Annotated in this window: 15 protein-coding genes and 1 other annotated feature; of the genes, 6 read left to right on the forward strand and 9 right to left on the reverse strand. The window is 52.3% G+C overall.

Annotated features, from left to right (window positions below):
- Positions 1–141 carry a type B 50S ribosomal protein L36 gene (gene ykgO, locus E2L00_RS13070; protein WP_121265414.1) on the forward strand — a complete coding sequence of 47 codons (141 nt, stop codon included), beginning with the start codon at positions 1–3 and terminating at the stop codon, positions 139–141.
- A 69-nt stretch (positions 142–210) separates the two neighbouring features.
- Here ykgO and E2L00_RS13075 read toward each other — a convergent pair whose 3' ends face one another.
- The 6 genes from E2L00_RS13075 to acrA all read right to left on the reverse strand — a co-directional run bounded on the left by E2L00_RS13075 (position 211) and on the right by acrA (position 7197).
- Positions 211–681, reverse strand: coding sequence for a YlaC family protein (locus E2L00_RS13075; RefSeq protein WP_167612223.1), 471 nt, complete (start codon positions 679–681; stop codon positions 211–213).
- Positions 682–794: 113 nt separating this feature from the next.
- Positions 795–1376, reverse strand: a complete 582-nt coding sequence (maa, locus tag E2L00_RS13080) for a maltose O-acetyltransferase (protein ID WP_167612226.1) — start codon at positions 1374–1376, stop codon at positions 795–797.
- Positions 1377–1652: 276 nt separating this feature from the next.
- A complete protein-coding gene (locus tag E2L00_RS13085) occupies positions 1653–1871 on the reverse strand; it encodes an HHA domain-containing protein (RefSeq protein ID WP_121265420.1) in 219 nt (72 codons plus the stop codon).
- Positions 1872–1900: 29 nt separating this feature from the next.
- A complete protein-coding gene (gene tomB, locus E2L00_RS13090; protein ID WP_167612229.1) occupies positions 1901–2275 on the reverse strand; it encodes an Hha toxicity modulator TomB in 375 nt (124 codons plus the stop codon).
- A gap of 550 nt (positions 2276–2825) precedes the next feature.
- Positions 2826–5975 carry a multidrug efflux RND transporter permease subunit AcrB gene (gene acrB / locus E2L00_RS13095; protein WP_167612232.1) on the reverse strand — a complete coding sequence of 1050 codons (3150 nt, stop codon included), beginning with the start codon at positions 5973–5975 and terminating at the stop codon, positions 2826–2828.
- A gap of 22 nt (positions 5976–5997) precedes the next feature.
- Positions 5998–7197, reverse strand: coding sequence for a multidrug efflux RND transporter periplasmic adaptor subunit AcrA (acrA, locus tag E2L00_RS13100; RefSeq protein ID WP_167612235.1), 1200 nt, complete (start codon positions 7195–7197; stop codon positions 5998–6000).
- Positions 7198–7340: 143 nt separating this feature from the next.
- On the opposite strand from acrA, the gene acrR reads away from it, so the two are divergent.
- Positions 7341–7991 (forward strand): multidrug efflux transporter transcriptional repressor AcrR, encoded by a 651-nt coding sequence (gene acrR, locus E2L00_RS13105; protein WP_167612238.1) that lies wholly within the window; start codon positions 7341–7343, stop codon positions 7989–7991.
- A gap of 15 nt (positions 7992–8006) precedes the next feature.
- On the opposite strand, the gene rsmS is transcribed toward acrR, so the two are convergent.
- The 3 genes from rsmS to priC are packed head-to-tail and all read right to left on the reverse strand — an operon-like array spanning position 8007 to position 8988.
- Positions 8007–8165, reverse strand: coding sequence for a pleiotropic regulatory protein RsmS (gene rsmS, locus E2L00_RS13110; RefSeq protein WP_167612241.1), 159 nt, complete (start codon positions 8163–8165; stop codon positions 8007–8009).
- A complete protein-coding gene (locus E2L00_RS13115; RefSeq protein WP_167612244.1) occupies positions 8166–8414 on the reverse strand; it encodes a GlsB/YeaQ/YmgE family stress response membrane protein in 249 nt (82 codons plus the stop codon).
- A gap of 37 nt (positions 8415–8451) precedes the next feature.
- The gene (gene priC, locus E2L00_RS13120; RefSeq protein ID WP_167612247.1) at positions 8452–8988 is read right to left on the reverse strand and encodes a primosomal replication protein PriC; all 537 of its coding nucleotides are present in this window, start codon (positions 8986–8988) and stop codon (positions 8452–8454) included.
- Between the two features lie 56 nt (positions 8989–9044).
- On the opposite strand from priC, the gene E2L00_RS13125 reads away from it, so the two are divergent.
- The 4 genes from E2L00_RS13125 (at position 9045) to E2L00_RS13140 (ending at position 12890) form a co-directional block, all read left to right on the forward strand.
- Positions 9045–9422, forward strand: a complete 378-nt coding sequence (locus tag E2L00_RS13125; protein WP_167612250.1) for a DUF454 family protein — start codon at positions 9045–9047, stop codon at positions 9420–9422.
- 150 nt (positions 9423–9572) lie between these two features.
- Positions 9573–10124: an adenine phosphoribosyltransferase gene (gene apt, locus E2L00_RS13130; RefSeq protein ID WP_167612253.1), complete on the forward strand. Its 552-nt coding sequence runs from the start codon at positions 9573–9575 to the stop codon at positions 10122–10124.
- Between the two features lie 267 nt (positions 10125–10391).
- The gene (gene dnaX, locus E2L00_RS13135; RefSeq protein WP_167612256.1) at positions 10392–12314 is read left to right on the forward strand and encodes a DNA polymerase III subunit gamma/tau; all 1923 of its coding nucleotides are present in this window, start codon (positions 10392–10394) and stop codon (positions 12312–12314) included.
- Positions 11647–11711, forward strand: a sequence feature (DnaX frameshifting element). (Overlaps the previous gene by 65 nt.)
- A gap of 246 nt (positions 12315–12560) precedes the next feature.
- A complete protein-coding gene (locus tag E2L00_RS13140; protein ID WP_167612259.1) occupies positions 12561–12890 on the forward strand; it encodes a YbaB/EbfC family nucleoid-associated protein in 330 nt (109 codons plus the stop codon).
- Positions 12891–12929: the final 39 nt, after the last annotated feature.

A 12929-nucleotide genomic window follows, 5' to 3' on the forward strand; every position in this document is an offset into this window, starting at 1 on the left:
ATGAAAGTACTGAGTTCACTACGCAGCGCGAAGCAGCGTCATCCGGACTGTCAGATAGTGAAGCGCAAGGGAAGGGTCTATGTGATTTGCAAAAGCAACCCGCGTTTTAAAGCGGTGCAGGGCAGGAAGAAAAAACGTTAAGCCGCAGGGCGGATAAATGAAGCGCCATCCGCCCGTTTTAACGCCGGATGGCATCTGCGTTTATCGGCCCTACGATTTTGCAGCCTGGCCAGACAGGGTAAAAACGTCATAAAACGACAGTTCCCCTTTGCGGGCTATCATCTTATGCAGCAGTGATTTTTGTTCGTCATCCACCCGCGGGGATTGCAGGATATCGTCGATAAGCTTTGGCGGCACGTGGCGCGTGTTGTACCACTCGCCGTTATAGCAAACCCGTAAATCCAGCACGTCAATATCGCTGTAGCGGTAGCGCGGGTTAATGTCAAAAAAGAAGAAGCCGTTAAGCAGGACGAAAAGCACAACCAGCAGCCATACCGAGCCCGCCAGCGTGTCAGACTGCAACATCACGATGAGCGTGGCAAGCCAGCCTACCCACATACCAATAAATAGCCCCGGATGTTTACGAATAAAGCTGATACTAAACCGTGGACGATTATCACGCTTCTCGTTAATGTTCAGTTGTTCAATCGTATCGTTAAGCAGGCGCTGGATCTCGGTCATGGAAAGCCTTCTGGGTTCTGGTCGGTCACGGATGCCACAAAAATGACGACGCTATTTTAAGAAGCCGGTAGCTGGCAAAAAAGTAACAGATTAAGCAAAATTAACCATAACAGTTAATCGCCTGCATCCACTAAAAGCGTTTTGATGATTCGCGCTGGATTTCCGACGACTACGCAGTTGGCGGGAATATTTTTAGTGACGACGGAACCCGATCCTATCACAACGTTGTCACCAATGGTGACGCCCGGATTAATTACCGCCCGCCCGCCTATCCAGACATTATGACCGATGGTCACCGGCTTGCCGAATTCGACGCCGCTGTTGCGCGTGCGGGCATCCAGCGGATGGGTTGCTGTGTAGATATGCACGCCCGGCGCGAGCATGCAGTTGTCGCCGATGTTTACCGGGCAGACATCCAGGATCACGCAATCAAAATTTGCGTAAAAATTTTGCCCAAGGAAAATGTTGTAACCATAATCGCAGCGGAAAGAAGGTTCAATCCAGGCATCATTGCTGTCGCCGAGCAGCTGGGCCAGTAACTCTTTACGCACGGCCTTTTCGTCCGGTCCGGTATGGTTATAGCGATGAATCAGATGACGAGCTTTTACGCGATCGGCATGCAGTTGTTCATCAGCAGGGCGATAGAGTTCGCCCGCAATCATTTTACGTTTTTCTTCACTCTGATTGTCGTTCATAGTTATGACACCCTTTTTTATTTAGTCTGGAAGCCTTAACCGTAAACGAAAAATCATCATGATGATTGGGAACGGTCCCGCTTTGTGTGTACGATCGCGTTTTAGGTTATCAGAAACAGACCGGTAAATGGGGCGCTCAGATGGCAGTCACGGAATAAACGTTGGCCATGTCGATGGCATATGAAACAGCCAGCGATGTGGGGCGTTTCGCCTGAACATGGCAATCAGAGGGATCCGGGACGGCGTATTAAAAATAAGCAATAAAGTTTTGGGTTATTAACGAATAAATTTCCATACAGAGGGAGGAATCTTATCGTAAAGTTTATTCATGGTAAGCTCTGCAAGGCGGTGATCGGCTGCTGAATAAAATACCGCCAGTTCATTGTCAGATAATTCATATTTATTTTTTTCAATTACGCGCTCTAACGTATCAATTGTTTGGCAACGTCGTAGTCGCATCAAATAATCGGTCTTGGTTAAGGGCTTAGTTGTCATAAATTCACCTTAAGTGTTTGTAATTTTTTTTAAAAAGAGAGACTGACCGGGTTCGCCCGGCTCTCGCTGACAAAACACCGGAACAATCGGTTTCCCACCTTGCGCCATTTTTGCAAATCCTGCGCATTGATGCCGTAGTTGCTAAAAAGCATGAAGGTGATGTCCAGGTATTCGTCTATTTGCTCAATCAATTTGCTTTCGTCGTCGTACTTTATCTTGTAATTAAGCGCAAAAGCAGCAATGTGCTCAATCAGATCGTTTAGCTGTAAGTTAATGGCTGACGTAGGATCGTTGACCCACCCATGGTTACTCTCTTCCAGGTTGGTCAGGCAATCATGATACAGGTTTTCGCACAAGAATTTAAGCTGCGCTATATCATGCCGTTTTGGTGAGTATTCGTCCATAATGCAACCCCTTTTAGCGAAGAAAATTTGATAAAACGTAATGCGCTGGGGTGGACACACCTGGAAGAGGTGGGAATCGTTACAGTGATTGCTACGTATGCTTTCACTATAAATCAATCTGATTAAGATTTCCTCGCGCTATTACTAAAAATTACAATTTCGCCGTATTTTCCGGGCTTAGCCTGCGGTCTGTTAATACTTTCGTATGAAATTAGATTTCCCGGACGGGGAGAGCCTTTATCTAAGCGGCCTATAGAATTAATAGCATAAGTTTATCGCTACGTAGAGTATCACATGTTAAATCAGGAAATATCATAACTTAAGAATAGTCCTAATTAATAAGGAGGTAGGTTAATTTTATGCTGTGTAAAAGAAAATTTAAGCTCAAGCCTGCTTAATATTTTGCTGGCAGGAATAATCTATTCCAACGTTTTGAAAACGATTGTAAGAACATGCCCTGACAATGCTTTTATATCAGCTTATGAATGCTGGGGTTATTAAGCATTAAAAAAGGCCGCTTGCGCGGCCTTTTAATAACATATTTAGCAGGTTAGTGGCGGTGCTCAACCTGGTGCTGATGTTCGATGTCCTCAGCCTTACGGCTGAAGCGGCGGCGTACCACCACAAAGAACACCGGCACAAAGAAGATAGCCAGAACGGTTGCGGTAACCATCCCGCCCATTACCCCTGTACCTACGGCGTTTTGCGCGCCGCTGCCCGCACCGGAACTGATAACCAACGGCATAACCCCAAGGATAAATGCCAGGGACGTCATCAGAATCGGACGCAGACGCATGCGTACAGCTTCAAGAGTAGCTTCAATCAGGCCTTTTCCTTCTTTCTCCATCAGATCTTTGGCGAATTCAACGATAAGTATCGCGTTCTTCGCCGACAGCCCGATGGTTGTCAGCAGGCCCACCTGGAAGTACACGTCGTTGGTCATTCCACGGAAGGTCGCAGCCAGAAGCGCACCGAACACCCCGAGTGGAACAACCAGCATGACGGAGAACGGGATCGACCAGCTCTCATACAAGGCAGCCAGACACAGGAACACCACGATTAACGAGATGGCATACAGAGCAGGAGCCTGGTTACCGGAAAGGCGTTCCTGATAGGACATACCCGTCCAGTCATAGCCGATCCCGGTAGGCAGTTTGCCAGCCAGCTCTTCCATCATGGCCATTGCTTCACCGGTACTCTTACCAGGCGCTGCCTGTCCGAGAATTTCCATCGAAGGAAGGCCGTTATAACGTTCCAGACGTGGAGAACCATATTCCCAGTGCGCGGTAGAGAAGGACGAGAACGGCACCATCTGACCACCTGAACCACGGACATACCAGCCGTTGATATCCTGAGGAAGCATACGGAACGGCGCATCGGCCATCACGTAGACCTTTTTCACGCGTCCACGGTCGATGAAGTCGTTAACGTAGCTGCCGCCCCAGGCGGCGCCCAGCGTGGTGTTGATATCCGAGATGGATATTCCCAGCGCCTGCGCTTTTTCCTGGTCGATATCAACTTTAAACTGCGGCGTATCTTCCATGCCGTTCGGACGCACGCCAACTAAAAGGTCGGGGTGCTTCGCGATTTCACCAAATAGCTGGTTACGCGCCTGGGTCAGCTTTTCATGACCGAGGTTTGCCTGATCGATCAGCTGGAAGTCAAAGCCGGTTGCGGTACCCAGTTCAACAATCGCTGGCAGGTTAAAGGCGAACACCATCGCATCTTTAATCTGTGCGAAGTGGGCGCTCGCACGACCGGCAATGGCAGGGACTTTATTCTCTTCCCCTGGACGATCGTCCCAGTCTTTCAGCGACACGAACGCCAGACCGGAGTTCTGTCCGCGGCCTGAGAAACCGAAGCCGTTAACGGTAAATACGGAGTTTACGTTCGCTTTTTCGTTTTCCAGGTAGTACTTGCTGACTTCATCAAGCACCTTCTGCGTACGCTCCTGCGTCGCACCCGCCGGCAGCTGCGCCATGGTCAGGAATACCCCCTGGTCTTCATCCGGCAGGAACGAACCTGGCAGACGGACGAACAGGAAGGCCATGCCGACAACAATCAGCAGATAGAGCAGCAGATAACGACCGGTGCTGCGCAGAATATTGCCTACGCTGTCGGTGTAGTGGTGCGTGCTCTTGTCGAACATGCCGTTAAACCAGCCGAAGAAGCCTTTCTTCTCGCCGTGGTCACCTTTGGCAATCGGTTTAAGCATGGTAGCGCACAGCGCTGGCGTCAGAATCATGGCGACCAGCACGGACAGCACCATTGCCGATACGATGGTAATGGAGAACTGACGATAAATCGCACCGGTTGAGCCGCCGAAAAAGGCCATCGGGATAAATACCGCGGACAGCACCATCGCAATACCGACCAGCGCACCCTGAATCTGCCCCATCGATTTGCGCGTGGCTTCTTTTGGCGGCAACCCTTCCTCCGCCATCACGCGCTCGACGTTTTCCACCACCACGATGGCGTCATCCACCAACAGGCCTATCGCCAGCACCATCCCGAACATCGTCAGGGTGTTTATCGAGTAGCCAAAGGCGGCAAGAATGGCGAAGGTGCCCAACAAGACCACCGGCACCGCAATCGTTGGGATTAGCGTTGCACGGAAGTTTTGCAGGAACAGGTACATAACCAGGAACACCAGCACGATTGCTTCTACAAGCGTTTTCACCACTTCGTTAATAGAAATTTTAACGAACGGCGTGGTGTCGTACGGGTAAACCGCTTTCAGCCCGGCCGGGAAGTACGGCTGGAGCTTCTCGACCGTAGCGCGAACTGCCGCAGCGGTATCGAGGGCGTTAGCGCCGGTAGCCAGCTTAATACCTAACCCAGACGCAGGCTGGCCGTTAAAGCGGGCGATGACGTCGTAGTTTTCGCCGCCCAGCTCAACTTTCGCCACGTCTTTGAGCAGAACGCGTGAGCCATCCTGATTCACCTTCAGCAGAATTTTGCTGAACTCATCGGCGGATTTTAATCGGGTCTGCGCAATGATAGAGGCGTTAAGCTGCTGGCCTTTAACCGGCGGCGTACCGCCTAGCTGACCGGCCGCAACCTGGGCGTTCTGCGCTTTAATGGCGGCGATAACATCTACCGGCGTTAGCTGGAAGTTGTTAAGTTTGTTTGGATCCATCCAGATACGCATTGCGTACTGCGCGCCGAATAGCTGAACGTCGCCTACGCCGGTGGTACGGCTGACAGGATCTTTAATGGTTGCGCCAACGTAGTCCGCAATATCTTCCTGCGTCATGGAACCGTCGGTATTGATCATACCGAGCACCATCAGGAAGCTGCTTGAGGATTTTTCAACGCTTACGCCTTGCTGCTGTACTTCCTGCGGCAGAAGCGGCATGGCAAGCTGCAGTTTATTCTGCACCTGAACCTGCGCAATGTCCGCGTCGGTACCTGAGTCAAAGGTAATGGTTATCTGAACGGTGCCGGAGGAATCACTGGTCGAGGACATATACAACAGGCCATCGATACCGTTCATGTTCTGTTCGATAACCTGTGTCACGGTATCCTGTACCGTTTTCGCATCCGCACCCGGATAGGTTGCTGAGATCGTGATTGCCGGAGGCGCAATAGTTGGATATTGCGCGATGGGCAATTTCATGATCGCAAGCCCGCCCGCCAACATAATAATGATGGCGATAACCCAGGCAAAAATCGGGCGATCGATAAAAAACTTAGCCATGTCTTAACGGCTCCTGTTTAAGTTAAGGCTTCGTTTGTTCGGACTGTGCGCCTGCGGCCTGCTGCTGTTGACCCTTGTTGTCTGCCGCAATTTCCTGCGCTTTCACCTGAACACCGGGTTTTACTTTCTGTAAACCGGTTACGATAACGCGATCGCCAGCCTGCAACCCGTCGGTTACCAGCCATTTATCACCGATCGCCTGGGACGTTTTCAACTGACGTACTTCAACCTTGTCGTCTTTACCCACAACCATTGCAGAAGCATCGCCACGTGGCGTACGGGTAACGCCTTGCTGAGGAACCAGAAGCGCATCTGGATTCACGCCTTCTTCCAGTTTCGCCCGCACGAACATGCCAGGCAGCAGGGTTTTATCCGGGTTAGGGAAGATGGCTCGCAGGGTGATAGACCCGGTGGTCTGATCGACGGTTACATCGGAGAACTCCAGGGAACCTTCCTGTGAATAGGTGATATCGTCGTTGGTGACTAGCTGAACTTTGGCTTTACCGTCTTCCTGTTTCAGCTTGCCCTGGGCCAGTTCTTGCTTGAGGCGCAGGAAATCATTGCTGGACTGGGTGACATCAACATAGATAGGGTCAAGTTGCTGAACGGTGGACAGTGCGTTAGTTTGCCCGCTGGTAACCAGCGCCCCTTCAGTGACGGAAGATTTGCCAATGCGTCCGCTGATAGGAGAGGTGACTTTAGTGTAGGCCAGATTAATACGAGCCGTTTCAACGGCGGCCTTCGCCGCTACAACGGCAGCATTTGCCTGCTGTGAATCGGCAAGCGCAGTATCGTAATCCTGCTGACTGATGTATTTGGTGCCCAACAGTTTCTGATAACGTTTCAGGGTAACCTGAGCGATGCTGGCGCTGGCCTGCGCTTTGGCAAGATCGCCTTTCGCGCTGTCGTAAGCTGCCTGGTAAGTTGCAGGATCGATTTGGTAAAGCGAGACACCCGCCTTGATTTCACTTCCTTCTTCAAAGTTACGCTTCAGGATAATACCGCTTACCTGCGGGCGAACTTCTGCAATACGATAAGCACTAGTACGGCCAGGAAGTTCTGTTGTGATCTGTAAAGGCGCGCTTTTCAGTGTCACCACGCCCACTTCAGGGGCTTGCGGCGCACTCTGTTGGGCCTCTTTATCGTTACATCCTGTAAGCGCTAAGCTGCCTGAAAGCATCAGAACGGCCGCCAGAGGCGTAAACCCTCTGTTTTTGTTCATATGTAAACCTCGAGTGTCCGATTTCAAAGTTGTTCAATGGATCAAATGTCCACAAACCCATTGCTGCGTTTATATTATCGTCGTGCTATGGTACATACATTCATAAATGTATGTAAATCTGACTCCAGTAAATTCACCGACATATGGCACGAAAAACCAAACAACAAGCCCTCGAAACCCGGCAGCACATACTTGATGTGGCCATTCGCTTGTTTTCACAGCAGGGCGTTTCCGCAACAACTTTGGCAGATATCGCCAGAGCGGCCGGGGTCACCCGTGGTGCAATATATTGGCACTTTAAAAATAAGTCGGATTTGTTTAATGAAATCTGGGAGCTAACTGAATCCAGTATTGGCGATTTAGAGATTGAGTATCAGGCAAAATTTCCTGACGATCCACTCTCCGTTGTCAGAGAGTTGCTTATTTACATACTGCAGGCAACCGTCACCGAAGAAAGGCGTCGATTAATGACGGAGATCATTTTTCACAAATGTGAATTTGTTGGTGAAATGGCTGTTTTACAACAGGCCAGACGCACTCTTTATATAGAAGGCAATGAACGCATTGAACTGAGCCTCCAGCGCTGTATTGACGCCGGTTCCCTGCCCGGTAATTTACGCCTCTCCCACGCGGTTATTGCGCTACGCAGCTACGTTACCGGCCTGATTGAAAACTGGCTCGTCGCGCCAGAGAGCTTTGATTTATACGCGCAGGCGAAAGACCATGTCGCGATATTATTAGAGATGTTCCAGTTCTGTCCGACTCTGCGCAGCCCGGACGGCGTTTCCATATAAATAAGCCGCAATGCGCTAGCGGGAAGAAGGAGCTTCCTGCTGCTTACGCAGAAAATCCTGGCGGACAATTTCCAGCGCGCTTAGCACCGTTGACGGTGGGATCTCGTGCTGTTCAAGCAGCATAATTAAATCGACGGCCAGTTTGACCTCGTCCGGGGCGTTATCCAGCGACATTTAAGATATCCGTAGTTTGCAAAACACAAAAAGAAACAGCAGTGAACCGGCCAGCGCAGCTAACAAGGCTTTGGGTTCAAGCGTCGTTAACGTACCTATATTCAATACCGCACAGGCATAGCCGCCAATTAACGCGCCCGTTACGGCTAAGACCAACGCAACGGCGAAGCCCCCACCGGCAGCAGGACGCAGAAGGTTCATCGCGATCCCTGCGAGTATGCCAATAATCACCCAGGTCAGTAACCCCATCGTTTCCCCTGCATGGTAAGTGATAATGTCAGTATAGCTAACCCAGCCCACGCTCCCTGCGTTCGATGGCTCGTTCTATGCGAGCGATAGCCTGGCGGCAGCGTTGCAGGCGGCCTTCCTGGGCGGCGATTTCTCGCTGGAGCTGCTGTTGGGCGCTCAGCGTCGTTTGGATGCCCAGCTTGCTTTCACGATCGCTTATCATCGACAGCAGACGGCGCTCGTAGCCCTGATGGGTAGAGAGTTTTTGATAAAGATTTTCCGGCGCTGGTTGTTGTGGTTCGCTGGCGCGCATTTTCCAGGTAGCCAGCTCGCGCGTGAGCGCGGCAATTTGCGCGACTAATTTTTCGGCTACAAAGGCAACCTGCTCCGTTTTGCCGGTTTTCACGCTAAGCTCAAGCTGAGCGAGATTAGCCTGGGCCTCGGCGAGATAATCTTTTAGCTGGGTACTGTGCGTCGTAAAAAGCTTTTTATCGAAGCGAGCCTGCGACGCACGCTGTAAAGATAACGGCTCAATCGCTGCTGCCAGTTCCGCGACGCGTGCAGCAAGAGCTTGTAAGAGCGAAGCGGTTTTCACAAAATGACTCTCCAGTAGCAGCGCGGTCCTCGCGCCAGTTTATTCCGGGAATGGGTATGCAACGGACTATTTTAATCATCATCGGCTGGCTGGCGGTAGCCCTTGCGACGTTCGGCGTCGTGCTTCCGCTGCTTCCTACCACGCCGTTCCTGCTGCTCGCCGCCTGGTGTTTTGCGCGTTCCAGCCCCCGCTTCCATCACTGGCTGCTTTATCGCTCCTGGTTCGGCGGCTATTTGCGTCACTGGCAAAAGCATCGCGCGCTGCCGCCGGGAACCAAGCCGAAGGCCTTAATTTTTATCGTGATAACTTTTGCCGTGTCGCTTTATCTGGTTAACGTTTTATGGGTGCGGCTATTCTTGTTGGTGATGATGTGCGCATTGCTTATCTTTATGTGGCGCATGCCGGTTGTTGACGAAAAGCAACAAAAACCCTGAACGGCGCTGGTGATGGTTGCAAATGTCGGCGTCAGCCAGTAAATTCGACCGTTTTCGAGCACGGGTGCGGCTGGTTAATTGATAAACAGCGGTTCAACATGAACCTGCAACGCGCTCTGTGAGTATCATGTTTTTAGCAGGCAGAACCCCATGACCGCGACTGCGCAGCAGCTTGAGTACCTGAAAAATAGCATCAAAAGCATCCCTGATTATCCAAAACCTGGGATCCTGTTTCGTGACGTTACCAGCTTGCTGGAAGATCCGAAAGCTTATGCGACCAGCATCGAATTACTGGTAGCGCGCTTTAAAGACGCCGGCATCACCAAAGTGGTGGGTACCGAAGCACGTGGTTTCCTGTTTGGCGCGCCTGTTGCCCTGGCGCTGGGCGTAGGCTTCGTGCCGGTTCGTAAACCGCGCAAACTGCCACGCGAAACCATCGCCGAAAGCTATGAGCTGGAATACGGCACCGATCGGCTGGAGATCCACGTTGATGCGATCCAGGCGGGTGATAAAGTGCTGGTAGTAGACGATCTGCTGGCGACTGGCGGCACCATTGAAGCCACCGTTAAGCTCATCCGCCGTCTGGGCGGGGAAGTGACCGACGCTGCATTTATCATCAACCTGTTTGATATCGGGGGCGAACAGCGCCTTGAGAAAATGGGCGTGAAAAGCTACTGCCTGGTGCCGTTCCCGGGCCACTAAGCACCAGCCGTCTTCCATGAGAAGCCTCGCCCATCGGGTGAGGCTCCAGACTGACGACAACCCCATGGCTTGCGAAGCCCTGAAATAGGCCGCCTAAAAATTAACAGGTAAATCAACTCGTTGATTTTCGGCTGATTACCACAAGAAAGAAAAAACCACGCTTTTTCCTTTCTTGTCAGCAATCGCAAGCCTCGCCCATCGGGTGAGGCTTATGTTAGCATTACCCTTCAAATTCACCTTTCCCGCGATCAAGAAGCCAATCTGAGAATGAGCTACCAGGTCTTAGCCCGCAAATGGCGCCCGCAAACCTTTGCTGATGTTGTCGGCCAGCAACACGTGCTGACCGCGCTGGCTAACGGTTTGTCGCTGGGCCGAATCCACCACGCTTATCTCTTTTCCGGGACACGCGGCGTGGGGAAAACCTCCATCGCCCGGCTGTTGGCGAAAGGACTGAATTGTGAAACCGGTATCACCGCCACCCCTTGCGGCGTGTGCGATAACTGCCGCGAAATCGAACAAGGACGCTTTGTCGATCTGATTGAAATCGACGCCGCCTCGCGCACCAAAGTAGAAGATACCCGCGATTTGCTGGATAACGTCCAGTACGCGCCAGCGCGTGGCCGCTTTAAAGTTTATCTCATTGATGAAGTGCACATGCTTTCCCGCCACAGCTTTAACGCGCTGTTGAAAACGCTGGAAGAGCCGCCTCCACACGTCAAATTCCTGCTGGCAACCACCGATCCGCAAAAGCTGCCGGTTACCATACTTTCCCGTTGCCTGCAGTTCCATCTGAAAGCGCTGGATGTCGAACAGATCCGTCATCAGCTGGAGCATATCCTCGGCGAGGAAAAAATAACCAGCGAGCCGCGTGCTCTGCAACTGCTGGCTCGCGCCGCAGATGGCAGCCTGCGCGACGCGTTAAGCCTCACCGATCAGGCTATCGCCAGCGGTGACGGGCAGGTGACCACCGCTGCGGTGAGCACCATGCTGGGCACGCTGGATGACGATCAGGCGTTATCGCTTCTTGAAGCGATGGTGGGCGCCGACGGGCAACGCGTAATGGCGCTGCTCAACGATGCTGCCGCACGTGGCGTGGAGTGGGAAGCGCTGCTGGTGGAAATGCTTGGCCTGCTGCATCGCGTGGCGATGGTGCAGCTATCGCCGTCTGCATTGGGTAGCGACATGGCGGCGATTGAACAACGTATGCGTGAACTTGCCCGCACCGTGCCGCCCGCAGAGGTACAGCTTTATTACCAAACGTTGTTGATCGGCCGCAAGGAGCTGCCGTGGGCGCCGGATCGCCGCATGGGCATTGAAATGACGCTGCTGCGCGCTTTGGCGTTCCATCCGCGTAAAGCGATGCCGGAGCCGGAACAGCCACGTCAGGCTGCAAGCATTCCGGTCGTGAATCCGGGATCGCCTCCACCGGTTCAACAGGCCTCGCCGCCGCCGCGGCAAAGCGAAGCCCCGTTGCCGGACACCACAAGCCAGGTGCTGCAGGCGCGTACACAGCTAATGCGCCAGCAGGGAGCCAACAAGGCAAAAAAGAGTGAGCCGGCAGCGCCAGATTTAGCGCGGCCGGCAAAAACCACCGCGCTGGAGCGTCTGGCATCGGTTACCGAGCGGATACAGTCTCGTCCGGCCGCAGGCGCACAGGAAAAACCTGAGCAAAAGCCGGAAGCCTATCGCTGGAAGTCGCAAATCATCACCGAAGCGGTGAGTGAGCCTGTCGCCACGCCGAAGGCGCTTAAGCGCGCTCTGGAGCATGAGAAAACCCCGGAGCTTGCACAGAAACTTGCGCAGGAAGCGATTGAGCGTGATGCATGGACGGCAGAAATTAATCAGCTGGTGCTGCCAAAGCTGGTACAACAGCTGGCGCTGAATGCCTGGAAAGAGCAGGACGGTAATCGCATCTGTCTGCATTTGCGTTCCAGTCAGCGCCATCTGAACGCTTCCTCAGCGCAAAAAGCGCTGATGGAAGCAATAAGTAACTTCAGCGGTGAGGCCGTTGAACTGACTATCATTGAAGATGATAACCAGGCGCAACGTACGCCGCTGGAGTGGCGTCAGGCTATCTATGAAGAGAAGCTGGCGCAGGCAAAGGAGTCAATGAGCGCTGACAATAACATCCAGACGCTGCGTCGTTTTTTTGATGCGGATTTGGATGAAGACAGCATTCGCCCTGTTTGACAGAACGACGTATTCAGCTTCAGACTGATGGCAATCTTTATGCGGTTGCGACACGCCATTCTGTTATTAAAAAACAACCAGGAAAATCAATGTATTGATTTTCAGCTGCTAACGACAAAGACGGAAAAACACGCTTTTCCCTTTTTTGTCAGCAATCTACAGGCCGGTCAACCCGGCCCGTTGTAAACCCCGATAGCCGCTAATCGTATTCTATGGTTAGGCGGCCCGAGCGAAAGAGAGAAGATTATGTTTGGAAAAGGCGGTCTGGGTAATCTGATGAAGCAAGCCCAGCAGATGCAGGAAAAAATGGCCCAGGTTCAGGAAGAAATCGCCCAGCTGGAAGTGACTGGCGAATCTGGCGCGGGCCTGGTAAAAGTCACCATTAACGGTGCGCACAACTGCCGCCGTGTGGAAATTGACCCGAGCCTGATGGAAGACGACAAAGAGATGGTTGAAGACCTGGTTGCCGCGGCGTTCAACGATGCTGCTCGCCGCATCGGCGAAGCGCAGAAAGAGAAAATGGCCGGCGTATCTAACGGGATGCAACTGCCACCGGGCTTTAAAATGCCATTCTGATAGTTCCCTTTCCTGAGGAGAGGGTTGGGTGAGGGCGTC

It is taken from the genome of Cedecea colo, from assembly GCF_011808225.1.
GTDB lineage: Bacteria > Pseudomonadota > Gammaproteobacteria > Enterobacterales > Enterobacteriaceae > Dryocola > Dryocola colo.